The following is a 15,616-nucleotide window of genomic DNA, read 5'->3' as shown; positions in this document are numbered from 1 at the left end:
GGAAGATCTGAACTGCACATCGACACCTGCAATGCGGCGTCAGCAAGTCCGAAGGCGGCACGATGACTGCCTGTTCGAAGACTGCCCGCTCGACCAGTGGCGGACAGCCAGTGCCACGCGCCGCCTGATCAGGGTCACCCGAACGGGCCACGCCCTGACGACGCATCGCACCGAGACTTATGAACGGGCCTGCACAATGTCAATGTGAAGGGGGGATTTGATCAGCCTTATCATGGCAAACGCGGCATTGTTCACCCCTCCTTCCCGCCTTGAGCACATATTCAACGCATCTGATCAGTTGCGATCAGGCCGGAATATGATATATGGCCAGCTTCCGTCGTACCCGGCCGGGGGCTGAACGGACGGTCTTCCTTTGTCTCGCGATGAAAGAGGGCAGGGCGAAAAGCCCGTCGTCCCGTGTCTCCGCCTTCCGCGCTTCGCGCCTTTCGGAAAGGCAAGAAGGGCTCGGCGCCGGTGCGGTGGAGTTTGTAACGAAAGGCAAGAACACATGCCGCTCTATGAGCACGTGTTCCTCGCGCGCCAGGACGTGTCCGCGCAGCAGGTCGAGGAACTGACCGCCCGTTTCAAGGGTGTGATCGAGGAAAATGGTGGTTCGGTCGGCAAGATCGAATACTGGGGCGTGAAGTCCCTCACCTATCGCATGAACAAGAACCGCAAGGCTCACTTCACGCTCATGAACATCGACGCTCCGGCGGCGGCGTTGCAGGAGCTGGAGCGTCAGCAGCGCATCGACGAAGACGTCCTGCGCATCCTCACCCTGCGTGTGGAAGAGCACGAGGAAGGTCAGTCGGCCATGCTGCAGAAGCGTGACCGTGAGGACCGCGGCTTCGGTGGTCGCGAGGATCGTCCCCGTCGCGGGCCGCGCCAGAACGATGCCGCTCAGGCTGAGGGAGAGAACTGATGGCTTTCGCTTCTTCTGGTGGTGCCGGTGGCGCCGGCGGCGGTGCCCGTCGTCCCTTCTTCCGTCGTCGCAAGACCTGCCCGTTCTCCGGCGCGAATGCTCCGAAGATCGATTACAAGGACGTGCGTCTGCTGCAGCGCTACATTTCCGAGCGTGGCAAGATCGTTCCCTCCCGCATCACGGCTGTCTCGGCCAAGAAGCAGCGCGAGCTCGCCCAGGCGATCAAGCGCGCCCGCTTCCTGGGCCTGCTGCCCTTCGTGATCCGCTGATTCTGCCTGGCCTCCTGATTCCTGCGGGAATCAGCACGGGCACAGGCATGGGCCGGCACGTTCCGGCCTGAAGATAGACGCGCTGCGGGGCTCAGCTCCGCAGCGTTTGTTGAGGGAAACTCCCCTCTAACCGCTCATGCTGCGGGACAGCTTGTCAGATGTCGCTCCATTTTCTTGTCGCCATTGCCGCGGGGGTCGCTTCCGCGCTTCTCGCCGCCGGTGTTGCGGCAGGATCAATGGTGGCCGTCCCCCTTTTCTATCTCGCCCCCCTGCCGGTGATGATTACCGGTATGGCCTTCTCACCCGTGGCGGCCTTTGTCGCGGTGCTGGTGGCCAGTGTGGGCCTGTGGTGGAATTTCGGCGGCACTTTCCTTCTGGCCTATGTTCTGGGGATGGGTGGGCCGGCTCTCGGGCTGGCCTATGCAGCCTTGCTCGCGCGCGCCGAGCCGGCGGGTCGTGATGGCCTGCTGTGGTTTCCGGTGGGCGGGCTGGTACTGCTGGCCGCGCTCTTCGCCACAATCATCGTCTGTGTGGCGGTGCTCATCATGGCGCCGGATTATGAGACCTATCGCGCCACCGTCATCAATATGGTGGATGCGATGACGGCATCGCAAACCCGTCTTCCGCCCGAGCAGGACACGGTGCGCATGGCGGAGCTGGTGGCCCAGGTGCTGCCTTCCATGGCCGCGGCGGCCAGCATGGGCTCCTTGCTCGTCTGCATGTATCTTGCGGGGCGGGCAACTCTGGTCTCCGGGCGTCTGGCCCGGCCTTGGCCCTCCCTGTCGGCGGTTCGCCTGCCGGTAAAAACCCTTCCCGCGCTTGCCGTTTCGGCCGTGCTTTCCCTTTTGCCGGGCATGCTGGGGCTTCTCAGCTCGGTGGCGCTTGCCACGCTGGTGATCGCTTATGCACTGGCCGGCTTTTCCGCGCTCCACGCCATGACCATGGGCATGGGCGCGCGTTTTCTGATTCTGGCTGGCGCATGGACAGCGACACTGCTTCTGGGCTGGCCCGGCGTGATCATGGCGATGCTGGGATGCGTGGATGCGGTGATGGATCTGCGTTCAAGATTTCGGGCAGGTCGCCAGCCCCCTCCGGCGAACGACCGGTAAGGCGGCCTTCTCTTTCAACAGACACGACAACTTCAAATTATCAGGAGATTCAAATGGACGTTATTCTGCTCGAGCGCGTGGCCAAGCTGGGCCAGATGGGCGATGTGGTGAAGGTGCGTGACGGCTATGCCCGCAATTTCCTTCTGCCCAAGAACAAGGCCCTGCGCGCCACCAAGGAAAACCGCGCCCGCTTCGACAACATGAAGGTCGAGCTGGAAGCCCGCAATCTGGAGCGTCGCCAGGAAGCCCAGGCCGTTGCCGAGAAGATGGCCGGCCAGGTCGTGGTGATGATCCGTCAGGCCAGCGAGAGCGGCCATCTGTACGGCTCCGTCTCCACCCGTGACATTGCCGAGGGCCTGACCACCGCTGGCTTCGCCGTGGACCGTCAGCAGGTTGTGCTCAACCACCCGATCAAGGCTCTGGGCCTTGTCGAGGTGCCGGTGACCCTGCATCCGGAAGTGGAAGTCACTGTCCGCGTGAATGTGGCCCGCAGCGCTGAAGAGGCGGAGCGTCAGGAGCGTGGTGAAGACGTGCGCACTTCGCGCGACGAGGACGCCGAGATCGAGGCCGAGCTCGCCGAGCAGCGTGCTGAAGTGGCTGCGGAACTGGCTGCCGAGGAAGAGTTTGTCGAGGAGTGATCCGGACCTGATGAACGTCGCAGCTTTGAGATGCGGCGTTCATCGTCTGTTTGAACTCTTGGATTAAACACTCTGGCGGTATCAGATTCACGTGCGGATGGCAGGCCGGGTCGGGTTTACGCGGTTCAGGCGCCTTTCCGAGTGTGGGGGAACGCATGGTCAAGAGAGTCGCCGTTTTTGCCGCGCTTGTGCTCGGCTATGTGGCTACAGGCATGGCGCTGAGCGCCAGTCAGCCTGAGTCGTCACCGACGGCAGAAACTGCGCGCATCAGCGCCGCAGACTGAGATACCCGGTCCGGCCACGCGGCTGGAAAAGGTATGGTTCATATTTGCCCGCCGGCTTCCACCGGCGGGCAAATGCGTTTCAGGGCCTCATCTTCAGGGGTGGGCCTCAGTGCGACCAGTCACACAGAATGCGACCGGGATTGTCGCGCGGAATGGTGGCGCTATAGCCCGCCCCGTTCGCCCGGTGGGCCTCTCCCTTGAGCTGGCCGCGGGCGACCAGATCTCCAAACACCTGCTGCACCCGGGCGCTGGATGCGTTGAAGACGAGAACCGTGGCATAGATGCCATTCTCATTCGCGAAGGCCATTTCCAGCTTTTGCAGGGCCAAACCCTGTAGCGCGCCCTTGAGGGGCATGCTCACCAGTGTGTGGTCTCCGGCATTGCGTGATGAGATGGGGCCGATATGGGCGGCAAGGCCTGCCGGAATCGCCACCTCTACGCTCTCATCCTCGGCCGCCGCTTGCGGCCCCGCGCTGTACACATTTCCATAACGCTGGGCGAGGGAATTGGCGAACAGGCCGAAGGGCGTCCCCTCATAGATGGGGTCGCATTCATGGAAGGTGCTCAGAAAGCTCTCAAGCCCGGCGGCATGGGAGGGCAGGGCGAACAGCAGGGCCGGCGCAAAAAAGGCGGCACAAACCGAGGTTCGTACCGCCTTGTAAAGGCACATTGCTGATGAGAGCTGCATTCCCTGTCCTCCTGTCCCCGCCGAAGGATAGCGGGGGACAGGAGATGCGCAACTCAAAAGAGCATTTTCAGCCCTTGCGATTTGCCAGCGCGGCCTGCGCCGCCGCAAGGCGGGCGATTGGCACGCGATAGGGTGAGCAGGAGACGTAATCCAGCCCGATGCTCTCGCAGAAGGCGACAGAGGCGGGGTTGCCGCCATGCTCGCCGCAAATGCCGAGCTTGATGTCGGGACGGGTTGCGCGCCCGCGCTCCGCACCGATCTTCACCAGCTCGCCCACGCCGTCCACATCGATGGAGACGAAGGGATCGATCTCCAGAATGCCCTTCTGGACATAGACGCCCAGGAAGGTGCCGGCATCATCGCGAGAGATGCCGAGCGTGGTCTGGGTGAGGTCGTTGGTGCCGAAGGAGAAGAACTCGGCGCTCTTGGCGATCTCACCAGCCTGCAGGGCCGCGCGCGGCAGCTCGATCATGGTGCCCACCTGATAGGTGAGCTTGGCGCCGGTCTCTTCCTCAACCGCCGCGGCGGCATTGCGGATGACCTCTTCCACGATCTTGAACTCGGCGGAGGTGGCGATCAACGGCACCATCACTTCCGGCACCACGGCCTCGCCCGTATTGCGGGCGGCGGCAACGGCGGCCTCGAAGATGGCACGCGCCTGCATCTCGGCGATTTCCGGATAGGCAATGGCGATACGGCAGCCACGGAACCCGAGCATCGGGTTCATTTCGTGCAGCTCGCGATTGCGGCGGGTGATCTTCTCCGGGTCCACGCCGAGGCTCTTGGCCACTTCAAGGGTTTCCGCCTCGGTATGGGGCAGGAACTCGTGCAGCGGCGGATCGAGCAGGCGGATGGTGACCGGCAGGCCCTTCATGATCTCGAAGAGCTTGGTGAAGTCATCGCGCTGCATGGGCAGCAGCTTGGCCAGCGCCGCGCGGCGACCGGCCTCATCCTCGGACAGGATCATCTCACGCACGGCGAGAATGCGGCCCTGATCGAAGAACATGTGCTCGGTCCGGCACAGGCCGATGCCTTCCGCCCCGAAGGAGCGGGCCATGCGGGTATCGGTCGGGGTCTCGGCATTGGCGCGCACCTTCAGGCGGCGCACCTTGTCGGCCCAGCTCATGAGCGTGGCGAATTCGCCGGAAAGCTCAGGCTGCTGCATGGGCACTTCGCCCTTCAGAACCTGTCCGGTGCCGCCATCAATGGTGAGCAGGTCGCCCTTCTTGAAGACCTCGCCACCCACGGTCAGGGTCTGCGCGGCATAGTCGATCCGCAGGGAACCGGCGCCGGAGACGCAGGGCTTGCCCATGCCGCGGGCCACCACGGCCGCGTGCGAGGTCATGCCACCACGGGAGGTGAGAATGCCTTCGGCCGCATGCATGCCGTGAATGTCTTCCGGGCTGGTTTCCACGCGCACCAGAATGACCTTCTTGCCCTTCTCCTTCGCAAGCTCGGCCTCATCAGCCGAGAACACGATGGCGCCAGCAGCGGCGCCCGGGGAAGCGGGCAGGCCGGTGGTGAGCACGGTGCGGGCGGCCTTGGGGTCGATCGCGGGATGCAGGAGCTGGTCGAGCGCCGCCGGATCGATACGGCCAATGGCCTCTTCCTGCGTGATCAGCCCTTCATTGGCCAGTTCCACGGCAATGCGCAGGGCGGCCTTGCCGGTGCGCTTGCCCGAACGGGTCTGGAGCATCCACAGCTTGCCCTGTTCCACCGTGAACTCAAGGTCCTGCATGTCACGGTAGTGGTTTTCGAGGATCTGGGAGATCTTCTCGAATTCCTTGAAGGCTGCCGGCATGGCCGCTTCCATGGAGGGCTTGTCGGAGCCCGCCTCGATGCGCGCCTGCTCGGTCAGGTTCTGCGGGGTGCGGATACCGGCCACCACGTCCTCGCCCTGCGCGTTCACGAGGAACTCGCCATACAGGGCGTTTTCGCCGGTGGAGGGGTTGCGGGTGAAGGCGACGCCCGTGGCGGAGGTCTCACCCATATTGCCGAACACCATGGACTGCACGTTCACAGCCGTGCCCCAGCTCTCCGGAATGGAGTGCAGGCGGCGATAGGTGATGGCGCGATTGTTCATCCAGGAGCTGAACACGGCGCTGATGGCGCCCCAGAGCTGCTCGTTGGGATCCTGCGGGAACGGCTTGCCCAGCTCCTGCTCGAACTTCGCCTTGTACTTGGTCACAAGATGCGCCCAGTCATCGGCGGAAAGGTCGGTGTCGAGCGTGTAGCCCTTCTCGTCCTTGTAGTTTTCGAGGATCTCCTCGAAATGATGGTGCGGCACATTCATCACCACGTCGGAATACATGGTGATGAAGCGGCGGTAGCTGTCATAGGCGAAGCGGCGGTCACCGGCGAGCTTGGCCACGGCCTCGACCGTCTGGTCGTTGAGGCCGAGATTGAGCACCGTGTCCATCATGCCCGGCATGGAGGCGCGGGCGCCGGAGCGCACGGAAACCAGCAGGGGATTGGCGGCATCGCCGAAGGACTTGCCCGTTAGGCGGCCGACCTCGGCCAGCGCCTTCTCCACATCCCCCTTCAGCTCGGGAGGATAGGCGTGCCCATTCTTGTAATAATAGGTGCACACCTCCGTGGTGATGGTGAAGCCGGGTGGTACGGGCAGGCCGAGATTCGACATCTCGGCGAGGTTCGCACCCTTGCCACCGAGCAGGTTTTTCATATCGGCTTTGCCCTCGGCCTTGCCGTCGCCGAAGGTGTAGACCCATTTCGTCATCTAAGAGATCCCTTGTGGAGGGGTACTGGAGACATATTGGATGGGCGTGCTTTAGCTTGCACAGAGCAAAGCATCAACTCTTCTGGCGCATGTCACGGGCCTGAAATTGCCCGGTTTTTCGCACTGCAGCAGTTTTGCGTGAACATCCGGGGGGCCGGGCCGGATGGGTGCGGATGGCTTAATTATTTGGAAAGCATAAAAAAAACGACATAGGGCCGGTTTCGGGTCGGCCCGTGCCGCGCACTTTGTTCACCATATTGAAACCTTTTGTGAAGTTGGCTTTCCTTGTGAATCCCGGCCCCTCTCCCCCTCCCGGAGGGGAAAGCGGCGCGCGACTCGCGCATGGATGGCATGCATAAAGCCGGGGAGCGGGGCTCTTGATCATCGCCGGGGCTTCCGTTACCCATCCCGGCATGAACAGAACCGCCCACATCTTCGCCAGCTCTTATTACGCGACGTTCCCATAGGAGCGGCGCGGTTCAGTCATGACCCGGAAAAGCCGCCGTTCAGGCGGCTTTCGTTTTTCCGGCGATCCTCCTGAGCGGCGCTCAGGAGAAGCAGAATGTCCACCCAAGTCGAAGAAAACGCCTTCCAGCCCGTATCGCCTGTGCTGCAAACCCTGCAGGTGCGCGGATATGTGAACCAGTGCACCAATCTGGCGGGGCTGGATGAAGCCTTCAACGCGGGTATCGTGCCCGCCTATGTCGGGTTTGACGCCACGGCGGACAGCCTGCATGTGGGCCATCTTCTCCCCATCATGACGTTGCGCCGGCTCCAGCAGGCCGGGCACAAGCCCATCGTGCTGATTGGCGGGGGCACCACGCGCATCGGTGACCCGAGCTTCCGCTCCGATGCCCGCCCGATGCTGAGCGAGGAGCAGATCGCCGCCAATATTGATGGCATCGCGAAGGTGTTCGCCCGCTTCCTCACCTTCGGGGACGGGCCGAGCGATGCGGTGCTGGTGAACAATGCCGAATGGCTCGATGGCCTGCGCTATATCGACATGCTGCGCGATATCGGCCGCCATTTCTCGGTGAACCGCATGCTCTCCTTCGACAGCGTGCGCTCGCGGTTGGAGGCGCAGGAAAATCTGAGCTTCCTCGAATTCAACTACATGATTCTCCAGTCCTACGATTTTCTGGAGCTTTCGCGCCGTATCGGCTGCCGGCTTCAGATGGGCGGGGCGGACCAGTGGGGCAATATCGTCAATGGCATTGATCTGGTGCGCCGGATCGAGGGGCGCGAGGTGTTCGGCCTCACCGCGCCGCTGCTCACCACCTCTTCGGGGGCGAAGATGGGCAAGACCGCCGCTGGCGCGGTGTGGCTGAACGAAGACCGCCTCTCGCCCTTCGATTACTGGCAGTTCTGGCGCAATACGGAAGATGCCGATGTGGGCCGCTTCCTGCGCCTGTTCACCGATCTGTCCCTTGAAGAGATCGCGCAGATGGAGCGCTGCGAGGGAGCGGAGCTGAATGCGGCCAAGGTGCGCCTGGCCCATGCCGCAACCGCGCTGGCCCATGGCGAGGCGGCGGCAGAGGCGGCGGAGCGGGCCGCGCAGCAGGTGTTTGGCGCCGGCGCCGCGGCGGAGGGCTTGCCGGTGGTGGAGATCAGCGCCGAAGAAGGTGAGGCAGGTCTGCCGCTGGTGGATGTGCTGGTGCGCGCCGGCCTTGCCACCTCGAAAAGCGAGGCGCGCCGCGCCATTGCCGGGCGTGGCGTGCGGCTGGAGGGCGAGATCGTGGAGGATGAGGGGCAGATCCTTTCCGCCGCGACCCTGCCGGCCCGCATCTCGCTGGGCCGCAAGCGCCACATTCTGGTGCGCGGCAGCGGTGGGCAGGCGTAAGGCGCGGGTCCGGCCCTCTGGCTGGCGCCCCGGGCGGGGCACCAGGCCGGGTGGGACGGCAGGCATGGAGGGGGATGGTGACCGGTGGTGGCGGGCAGCCATGCATGCCTGCGCCACCGGGCCGTCATGATCCTGGCCACATCATGCCGCGAAAAAGGCTATATCATCGTCAGGATCGGCTATCTCGGACAGCAGGGAGAAATGCAGATGAGCATGGAAACAGACGTCACACCGCATGAGGGCTCTTCTGTGGTGAAGGTGGCGGAGGCTCCCGCTCCCGAGACGCTGCCGGCCGTCGCCCCCCTTTCCGCCTCTTCCGGGCCGCTGGCGCTGCCGCCGCAACTGCCCAAGATGGACAAGCTGCTGACCGAGATGCTCAACGCCATGGCGTGCCTCGATGATACCGATTTCGAGGACAGCGATGGCGGGGAAACCCTGCGCGCGCTCGATCGGGCGACAGTTGCAGCCGTGGGGCGCTATACCGCCGGCATCTCGCCCACAGCGCTCCTGCTGGCCTGGATGGACTGGTCCCTGCATCTGAGCGTCGCCCCCGGAAAGCGGGTGGAGCTGGCACTGAAGGCGTGGCGCAAGCTGATGCGTTTTTCGGCCTATCTGGCCTCCGGCACGCTGAACCGCGATCTGCCGGGCTGCATCCATCCCTTGCCGGGCGATGACCGTTTCCGTGCCCCGGAGTGGCAGGAATGGCCCTATCGGCTGTGGTACCAGTCCTTCCTGCTGAACCAGCAGTGGTGGCATAATGCCACCCATGGGGTGCCGGGCATGTCGCCCCATAATGAGGGGGTCGTGTCCTTCTTCTCGCGGCAGATGCTGGACATGCTCTCGCCCTCCAACAACCCCTTCACCAATCCCGAGGTGCTGCGCCGCGCCCGGGAGACGAAGGGGGCGAATTTCGTGCAGGGCTTCCAGAATGCGGTGGAAGACATGCGCCGCAAGGCCGCCGGCCAGCCACCCGTGGGGGCCGAGAAGTTCGTGCCCGGCAGCAATGTGGCGGTGACTGAAGGTGAGGTGGTGTTCCGCAACCACCTCATCGAGCTGATCCAGTATCGCCCCACGACCGATACGGTGGCGGCGGAGCCGGTGCTCATCGTGCCGGCCTGGATCATGAAATACTATATTCTGGACCTCTCGCCCCATAATTCCCTCATCCGCTATCTGGTTTCGCAGGGGCACACGGTGTTCTGCATTTCCTGGCGCAATGTGGGGCAGGCGGACCGGGATCTGGGGCTGGATGACTATCGCAAGCTGGGGGTGATGGCCGCGCTCGATGCGGTGAATGCCATCGTCCCCGGCGCAAAGGTGCATGCCACGGGCTACTGCCTCGGCGGCACGATCTTGTCCATTACCGCCGCCGCCATGGCCCGCGCGCATGATGAGCGCCTCGCCTCGGTGACCCTGTTTGCCGCACAGACCGATTTCTCCGAACCGGGAGAGCTTCAGCTCTTCGTTGATTCCAGCACCCTGTATCTGCTGGAAAGCACCATGTGGGAGCAGGGCTATCTGGCGGCGGGGCAGATGGCCGGCGCCTTCCAGATGCTGCGCTCGAATGATCTGGTCTGGTCGCGCATGGTGCGTGAATATCTTCTGGGAGACCGCGGTTCACTCAATGACCTGATGGCCTGGAACGCGGACGCCACCCGCATGCCCTATCGCATGCACTCGGAATATCTGCGCCGGCTGTTCCTCAACAATGATCTGGCGGCAGGACGGTTCGATGTGGAGGGCCGGCCGGTCTCGCTGCAGAATGTGCGCCTGCCCCTGTTCGTGGTCGGCACGGAGCGGGACCATGTGGCGCCGTGGAAATCGGTCTACAAGATCCACCAGCTCACGGATACGGATGTCACCTTCGTGCTCACCTCGGGCGGGCACAATGCCGGCATCGTGAGTGAGCCCGGCCGCCCGCGCCGCCATCACCGCATCCATACCTCCCATCATGGCGAGCTGCATCTGGGGCCGGAAGAGTGGGTGGATGCAACGCCGGTGACGGAAGGTTCCTGGTGGCCGGCATGGACGGCATGGCTGGCCGATCATTCCTCGCCGCAGCGGGTGGCGCCGCCCGCCATGGGGGCCGCGGATTATCCGCCCCTGTGCCCCGCGCCCGGCACTTACATCATGCAGCGCTAGAAACTGGCGCAAGAAGCGCGGTGTGCCGGATGGTCCGCGGCACATCGCCCTCTGCCCCGGCGAAAAGGGGCGGGGCAGGTGTCATGCCATCTGCAGGGCACAGGATGAGACCCTCGGGAGCCGCCTCCATGGCGCTCGCGCGCGCAAGGCTGTTCGGCTGACATGCGTCATGCTATCTGCTTTTGCAGTATGCCCTTGCTGCACGATCATGTTTAGAGGTTTTCCATGAAGCAAAGCCTGAACCTTGCCCGCCCCTATATTCTCAGTATCCTTCGGATTGTACTGGGGCTTGTGATGTTTGCCTTTGGAATGGCCAAGATTTTCCATTTCCACCCCGGTCCCTACACGCCGGCCGCCGGCTCCCTTCCCTGGATTGCAGGCTGGTTTGAACTGGTGCTTGGTTTTGTTTTCCTGCTCGGCTTCCAGACGAGGATCGTGGCCTTTGTCCTGAGCGGCCTCATGGCCAGCGCCTATTTCATCGCCCACTTCCCCAAAAGCTTCTTCCCGACCGAGAATGGAGGCAGCCTGGCTGTCGTGCTCTCGTTTGTTTTCCTCTATTTCGTCACGTCAGGCGCCGGGCCGATCAGCCTCGATGCCGCCCTGGGCAAGAAGACGGACTGAGTGGGCCTGAGGCCCATATGGGGTGCCTTTTGTCCGTGCCTTGGCACCCCGCGCCCGGTGGACTGACCTGTATGGATGTCAGCCCGCATCCGAGCCGGGAGCCCCCAGCATGCGGCTGACGATACGGGCGGTGAAATCCACCATTGGCACGATGCGCCCGTAATTCAGGCGCGTCGGGCCAATCACGCCCAGCACGCCCACCACGCGCCCCTGCCCGTCACGATAGGGGGCAACGATGGTGGATGAGCCGGAGAGCGAGAACAGGCGGTTCTCCGAGCCGATGAAAATCCTCAGGGACTGGGCCTCCTCGGCCCGGCCCAGCAGTTCCACCACATCGCGCTTGGCCTCCAGATCATCGAACAGCAGGCGGATGCGCTCCAGATCCTCCAGCGCATGCAGGTCTTCCAGCAGCTTGGCCTGCCCGCGCACGATCAGCTTGCGCTCATGTGGCGCCTCGTCAGACCATGAGGCAAGGCCGGCTTCCACCACCCGTGCGGTGAGCGAATCGAGATCCTGCCGCAATTCGTCGAGCCGGGCTTCCATTTCGGCGCGGGCCTCGGCCAGAGTGCGCCCGCGGATCTGCGCGTTCAGATAGTTGGTGGCCTCCGTCAGGGCGGCGGCGGGCAGGCCGGGGGGCACTGGCAGCACCCGGTTCTCAACCTGCCCATCCTCGGAAACGAGAATGACCAGGGCCCGGCCGGGGTCCAGCAGCACGAATTCCATGTGGCGCAGGCGGGGATCGGTCTTGGTGGCGGTCACCACCCCGGCCCCGCGTGCAAGGCCGGAGAGCAGCGTGGTGGCCTCCTTCAGCACGCCTTCCACCGAATTGGCACGGGCGGCGGCGGCCATCTGCGCCTCGATGCTGGCGCGGTCCGTTTCATTCACGTCTCCCACTTCCATCAGCGCATCCACGAAGAAGCGCAGCCCGCGTTCGGTCGGCAGCCGTCCGGCGCTGGTGTGGGGGGCAAAGATGAGGCCGGTTGCCTCCAGATCCGACATCACATTGCGGACGGAGGCCGGTGAGAGAGGGGTCGACAGGAGGCGCGAGATGTTGCGCGAGCCGACCGGCTCGCCCGTGGCGAGATAGTTCTCCACGATCTGGCGGAAGATCTCGCGCGAGCGCGCGTCGATCTGCGCCAGGGCGCCTGCGCTGGTGGAGAGCAGAGGGTCCAGCATCGCATGTCTCCTGAAAGGGGCGACAGGGGCACTGCGCGCCCTTCGTTCCTGAGATACCAGCTTGTATGTGCTGTGCTTATATGTGCTGTCTTGCGCTCCCGCCTTCAACCCTCTTTGTGCCGGCCGGGCGGATTGGCGCGCCGCTGTGGGGCGATGTTCCGGATTCTTCCTGCAGGGCGGTATCCACTTCACTCGAAAATGCTCTAAAAGGAGCGCGCAACCGACAAGAACAAGGATGATACCCATGCGCCCGAGCAAGCGTGCCGCCAATGAAATGCGCGCCGTTTCCTTTGAACGGGGTGTGATGCGCTACGCGGAAGGCTCCTGCCTCGTGAAGTTCGGCGAGACCCATGTGCTGGTTTCGGCCACGCTTGAAGAGCGCCTGCCGCCATGGCTGAAGGGGCAGGGCAAGGGCTGGATCACCGCTGAATATTCCATGCTGCCGCGCGCCACCCATGACCGCAACCGGCGTGAATCCTCCACCGGCAAGGTCTCCGGCCGCACGCAGGAAATCCAGCGCCTGATCGGCCGCTCGCTGCGCACCGTGACCGATCTGGTGGCGCTGGGCGAAAAGCAGATCACGATTGACTGCGACGTGCTTCAGGCCGATGGCGGCACCCGCACCGCCGCCATCACCGGCGCATGGGTCGCCCTGCATGATTGCCTGAGCTGGATGTATTCGCGCTCCATGGTGCGCCAGATGCCGCTCACCCAGCATGTGGCCGCTGTTTCCTGCGGGATCTACAAGGAAACCCCGGTGCTGGATCTCGACTATGCCGAGGATTCCTCCGCCGAGACCGACGCCAATTTCGTGATGACCGACAAGGGCGGCATCGTCGAGATTCAGGGTACGGCGGAAAAGACCCCCTTCACGCAGGAGGAGCTGATCTCGCTGCTCACCCTTGCGCGCGGCGGGGTGGACCATCTGGTGGCGCTGCAGAAGCAGGCGATCGCGTGATGGGGCGCACCCTCTCCGGCAAGGTGGTCATTGCCACCCACAATCCCGGCAAATTGCGCGAGATGCGCGATCTTCTGGCCCCCTACGGGATCGATCTGGTTTCCGCCGCGGAACTGAACCTGCCCGAGCCGGAAGAGACGGAAAACACCTTCACCGGCAATGCCCGCATCAAGGCGGAAGCGGCGGCCAAGGCTTCCGGCCTTCCCGCCTTTGCCGATGACAGCGGGCTGGCGGTGGATGCGCTGGGCGGTGCTCCCGGCATTTTCAGCGCCCGCTGGGCGGGGCCGGAGAAGGATTTCGCCCTCGCCATGGAGAAGGTGAACAACGCCCTTGCGGCCAATGGGGCGGTGAAGGCGGAAGATCGCGTCGCGCGCTTTGTCTCGGCCCTGTGCGTGGCCTGGCCGGACGGGCATGTGGAGGAGTTTCTCGGCGAGGTGGTAGGGCAGATCATCTGGCCCCCGCGCGGCGAGAAGGGGTTTGGCTATGATCCCGTCTTCCAGCCGGAGGGGCACAGCCGCACCTTTGGCGAGATGAGCGCCGATGAAAAGCACGGCCTGCCGCCGCTGGGCGAGGGGCTGTCGCATCGCGCCCGCGCTTTTCTCAAGCTTGCGGAAGGGTGCCTGAAGGCCCCTGCATGATCTTCAGGCCGGGGCGGTGCGCTGCCCCGGTTCTTCTTTCAGGATATGTCGCGGCTGGCGGGCTGCATGGTGCAGGTACAGATGGTTTCAGCCGGTGAGAATATGATGTCTGCCCCGCAGCCGAACGCCGGCGCGGAAGGCGGCTTTGGCGTCTATGTGCACTGGCCCTTCTGCCGGGCCAAATGCCCCTATTGCGACTTCAACAGCCATGTGCGGCGCAATCCGCCGGACCAGCAGCGCTTTCTGGCCGCCTACCGGCGCGAGATCGCGCATATGCGCACCCTCACCGGCCCGCAAAATGCCCAGACGGTGTTTTTCGGCGGCGGCACCCCCTCGCTGATGGAGCCGGCACTGGTGGCGGGGATTCTGGAGGCCATCAATGCGGCGTGGCCTCTGGTGGCGGATGCGGAGATCTCGCTGGAGGCCAACCCCACATCGGTGGAGGCGGCGAACTTTGCGGGCTATGGCGCGGCGGGGGTGAACCGGGTTTCTCTCGGTGTGCAGGCACTCGATGATGCCGATTTGCAGTCTCTTGGCCGCATGCACACGGCGCGGGAGGCGCTGAACGCGGTGGCCGTGGCGCGGCGGGCCTTCCAGCGCGTGTCGTTCGATCTCATCTATGCCCGCCCGAAACAGACTCCCGAAAGCTGGGCGGCGGAGCTCAACCGGGCGCTGGATGAGGGCTGTGAGCATCTCTCCCTCTATCAGCTCACCATCGAGGCGGGCACGCCGTTCGAGCGTCTCTATGGCGCGGGCAAGCTCATTCTGCCGGATGATGACGTCTCCCGCGCCTTGTGGGATGTGACGCAGGATGTGACCCGCGCGGCGGGGCTTCCGGCCTATGAAATCTCCAATCATGCGCGGGCGGGCGCGCAGGCGCGGCATAATCTCATCTATTGGCGCTATGGCACCTATGTGGGCATTGGCCCGGGTGCCCATGGGCGCATTCTGGCCAACCGCCCCGGCGATAATCTGGGCCGCCGCGCCACCATGGTCGAGCGCCAGCCGGATCTCTGGCTGGAAAAGGTGGAGGCGCAGGGCCACGGCATGGTGGGCGATGAACCGCTCACGCCCGAGGAGCAGGCCGATGAAATGCTGCTGATGGGCCTGCGCCTGCGCGAGGGGCTGGATCTTGCCCGCTATCATCGCCTTGCCCCGCAGCCCCTGGAGGCCCGGCGCATCCGCAATCTGGAAGAGCAGGGCATGCTGCGGCAGGAAAACGGGCGGCTGATGGCCACCGAACAGGGCTTTCCGGTGCTGAATGCGGTGATTGCCGCGCTGGCGGGATAAGGCTTTTCCCGTCCGGGCATCCCGGTGATGGGGCAGGGTAAAGCCGGCCCTGCGGCGGTGACTTCAGGCGGCGGCAAAGCGATACATGCAGCAGAACAGCCCCGGCCTGCATGGATGAGACCCTGTTCATACCGGGGCGGATGTGTTTCCGCACGGAAGGGCAGGAGCTGGACCACAGGCCCGAGCCATGGAGGCGGGCGCGGGTGGGCCCGGTTTGCGCTGGCCTGTTCACAATCCGGCCGGTGCAGGCGGGGCTTCTGCCGCCTTCTTCCATTCCGCGCTAACATTGCCCCTTCCTCCCGAT

At 64.2% G+C, this 15,616-nt stretch carries 13 protein-coding genes; 10 read left to right on the top strand and 3 right to left on the bottom strand.

All coding sequences use genetic code 11. The annotated features are described in order from the left end of the window. The first annotated feature begins 508 nt into the window (after positions 1-508). The 4 genes from rpsF to rplI all read left to right on the top strand — a co-directional run bounded on the left by rpsF (position 509) and on the right by rplI (position 2,938). Entirely contained in the window at positions 509-922 is a 414-nt protein-coding gene (gene rpsF, locus ACT6QG_RS12795; RefSeq protein WP_444977953.1) for a 30S ribosomal protein S6, read from the top strand. After that, positions 922-1,191, top strand: coding sequence for a 30S ribosomal protein S18 (gene rpsR / locus ACT6QG_RS12790; RefSeq protein WP_444977952.1), 270 nt, complete (start codon positions 922-924; stop codon positions 1,189-1,191). The genes rpsF and rpsR overlap by 1 nt, the downstream gene beginning before the upstream one ends. A 158-nt stretch (positions 1,192-1,349) precedes the next feature. Then, positions 1,350-2,300 (top strand): YybS family protein, encoded by a 951-nt coding sequence (locus tag ACT6QG_RS12785; protein WP_444977951.1) that lies wholly within the window; start codon positions 1,350-1,352, stop codon positions 2,298-2,300. Positions 2,301-2,353: 53 nt separating this feature from the next. Next, the gene (gene rplI, locus ACT6QG_RS12780; protein WP_444977950.1) at positions 2,354-2,938 is read left to right on the top strand and encodes a 50S ribosomal protein L9; all 585 of its coding nucleotides are present in this window, start codon (positions 2,354-2,356) and stop codon (positions 2,936-2,938) included. A gap of 390 nt (positions 2,939-3,328) precedes the next feature. Here rplI and ACT6QG_RS12775 read toward each other — a convergent pair whose 3' ends face one another. Both ACT6QG_RS12775 and ppdK read right to left on the bottom strand, forming a co-directional pair. After that, positions 3,329-3,910, bottom strand: coding sequence for a hypothetical protein (locus ACT6QG_RS12775; RefSeq protein ID WP_444977949.1), 582 nt, complete (start codon positions 3,908-3,910; stop codon positions 3,329-3,331). 67 nt (positions 3,911-3,977) lie between these two features. Next, positions 3,978-6,647 (bottom strand): pyruvate, phosphate dikinase, encoded by a 2,670-nt coding sequence (ppdK, locus tag ACT6QG_RS12770; RefSeq protein WP_444977948.1) that lies wholly within the window; start codon positions 6,645-6,647, stop codon positions 3,978-3,980. Positions 6,648-7,209: 562 nt separating this feature from the next. Between ppdK and tyrS the strand changes: the two genes are divergently transcribed. The 3 genes from tyrS (at position 7,210) to ACT6QG_RS12755 (ending at position 11,250) form a co-directional block, all read left to right on the top strand. Next, positions 7,210-8,487: a tyrosine--tRNA ligase gene (gene tyrS / locus ACT6QG_RS12765; protein ID WP_444977947.1), complete on the top strand. Its 1,278-nt coding sequence runs from the start codon at positions 7,210-7,212 to the stop codon at positions 8,485-8,487. Between the two features lie 372 nt (positions 8,488-8,859). After that, entirely contained in the window at positions 8,860-10,629 is a 1,770-nt protein-coding gene (locus tag ACT6QG_RS12760) for a PHA/PHB synthase family protein (RefSeq protein ID WP_444978284.1), read from the top strand. Positions 10,630-10,854: 225 nt separating this feature from the next. Continuing rightward, positions 10,855-11,250 (top strand): DoxX family protein, encoded by a 396-nt coding sequence (locus tag ACT6QG_RS12755; protein WP_444977946.1) that lies wholly within the window; start codon positions 10,855-10,857, stop codon positions 11,248-11,250. A gap of 78 nt (positions 11,251-11,328) precedes the next feature. Here the strand turns inward: ACT6QG_RS12755 and hrcA are convergent, their stop codons facing one another. Further along, on the bottom strand, positions 11,329-12,426 hold the full coding sequence (gene hrcA / locus ACT6QG_RS12750; RefSeq protein ID WP_444977945.1) for a heat-inducible transcriptional repressor HrcA: 1,098 nt from the start codon (positions 12,424-12,426) through the stop codon (positions 11,329-11,331). A gap of 244 nt (positions 12,427-12,670) precedes the next feature. On the opposite strand from hrcA, the gene rph reads away from it, so the two are divergent. The 3 genes from rph to hemW all read left to right on the top strand — a co-directional run bounded on the left by rph (position 12,671) and on the right by hemW (position 15,312). Further along, a complete protein-coding gene (gene rph / locus ACT6QG_RS12745) occupies positions 12,671-13,384 on the top strand; it encodes a ribonuclease PH (RefSeq protein ID WP_444977944.1) in 714 nt (237 codons plus the stop codon). Continuing rightward, the gene (gene rdgB / locus ACT6QG_RS12740; RefSeq protein ID WP_444978283.1) at positions 13,384-14,022 is read left to right on the top strand and encodes an RdgB/HAM1 family non-canonical purine NTP pyrophosphatase; all 639 of its coding nucleotides are present in this window, start codon (positions 13,384-13,386) and stop codon (positions 14,020-14,022) included. The genes rph and rdgB overlap by 1 nt, the downstream gene beginning before the upstream one ends. Before the next feature lie 81 nt (positions 14,023-14,103). Further along, on the top strand, positions 14,104-15,312 hold the full coding sequence (gene hemW / locus ACT6QG_RS12735) for a radical SAM family heme chaperone HemW (protein ID WP_444978282.1): 1,209 nt from the start codon (positions 14,104-14,106) through the stop codon (positions 15,310-15,312). Positions 15,313-15,616 lie beyond the last annotated feature (304 nt).

It is taken from the genome of Haloleucobacter ellipsoideus (assembly GCF_052491725.1).
This window is presented reverse-complemented; position numbering and strand designations above follow the sequence as displayed.

What these genes read in the sequence shown, in the direction of transcription:
- rpsF (WP_444977953.1), top strand. Translation starts at nt 509, where the DNA reads ATGCCGCTCTATGAGCACGTGTTCCTCGCGCGCCAGGACGTGTCCGCG.
- rpsR (WP_444977952.1), top strand. Translation starts at nt 922, where the DNA reads ATGGCTTTCGCTTCTTCTGGTGGTGCCGGTGGCGCCGGCGGCGGTGCC.
- ACT6QG_RS12785 (WP_444977951.1), top strand. Translation starts at nt 1,350, where the DNA reads ATGTCGCTCCATTTTCTTGTCGCCATTGCCGCGGGGGTCGCTTCCGCG.
- rplI (WP_444977950.1), top strand. Translation starts at nt 2,354, where the DNA reads ATGGACGTTATTCTGCTCGAGCGCGTGGCCAAGCTGGGCCAGATGGGC.
- ACT6QG_RS12775 (WP_444977949.1), bottom strand. Translation starts at nt 3,910, where the DNA reads ATGCAGCTCTCATCAGCAATGTGCCTTTACAAGGCGGTACGAACCTCG.
- ppdK (WP_444977948.1), bottom strand. Translation starts at nt 6,647, where the DNA reads ATGACGAAATGGGTCTACACCTTCGGCGACGGCAAGGCCGAGGGCAAA.
- tyrS (WP_444977947.1), top strand. Translation starts at nt 7,210, where the DNA reads ATGTCCACCCAAGTCGAAGAAAACGCCTTCCAGCCCGTATCGCCTGTG.
- ACT6QG_RS12760 (WP_444978284.1), top strand. Translation starts at nt 8,860, where the DNA reads ATGCTCAACGCCATGGCGTGCCTCGATGATACCGATTTCGAGGACAGC.
- ACT6QG_RS12755 (WP_444977946.1), top strand. Translation starts at nt 10,855, where the DNA reads ATGAAGCAAAGCCTGAACCTTGCCCGCCCCTATATTCTCAGTATCCTT.
- hrcA (WP_444977945.1), bottom strand. Translation starts at nt 12,426, where the DNA reads ATGCTGGACCCTCTGCTCTCCACCAGCGCAGGCGCCCTGGCGCAGATC.
- rph (WP_444977944.1), top strand. Translation starts at nt 12,671, where the DNA reads ATGCGCCCGAGCAAGCGTGCCGCCAATGAAATGCGCGCCGTTTCCTTT.
- rdgB (WP_444978283.1), top strand. Translation starts at nt 13,384, where the DNA reads ATGGGGCGCACCCTCTCCGGCAAGGTGGTCATTGCCACCCACAATCCC.
- hemW (WP_444978282.1), top strand. Translation starts at nt 14,104, where the DNA reads ATGGTTTCAGCCGGTGAGAATATGATGTCTGCCCCGCAGCCGAACGCC.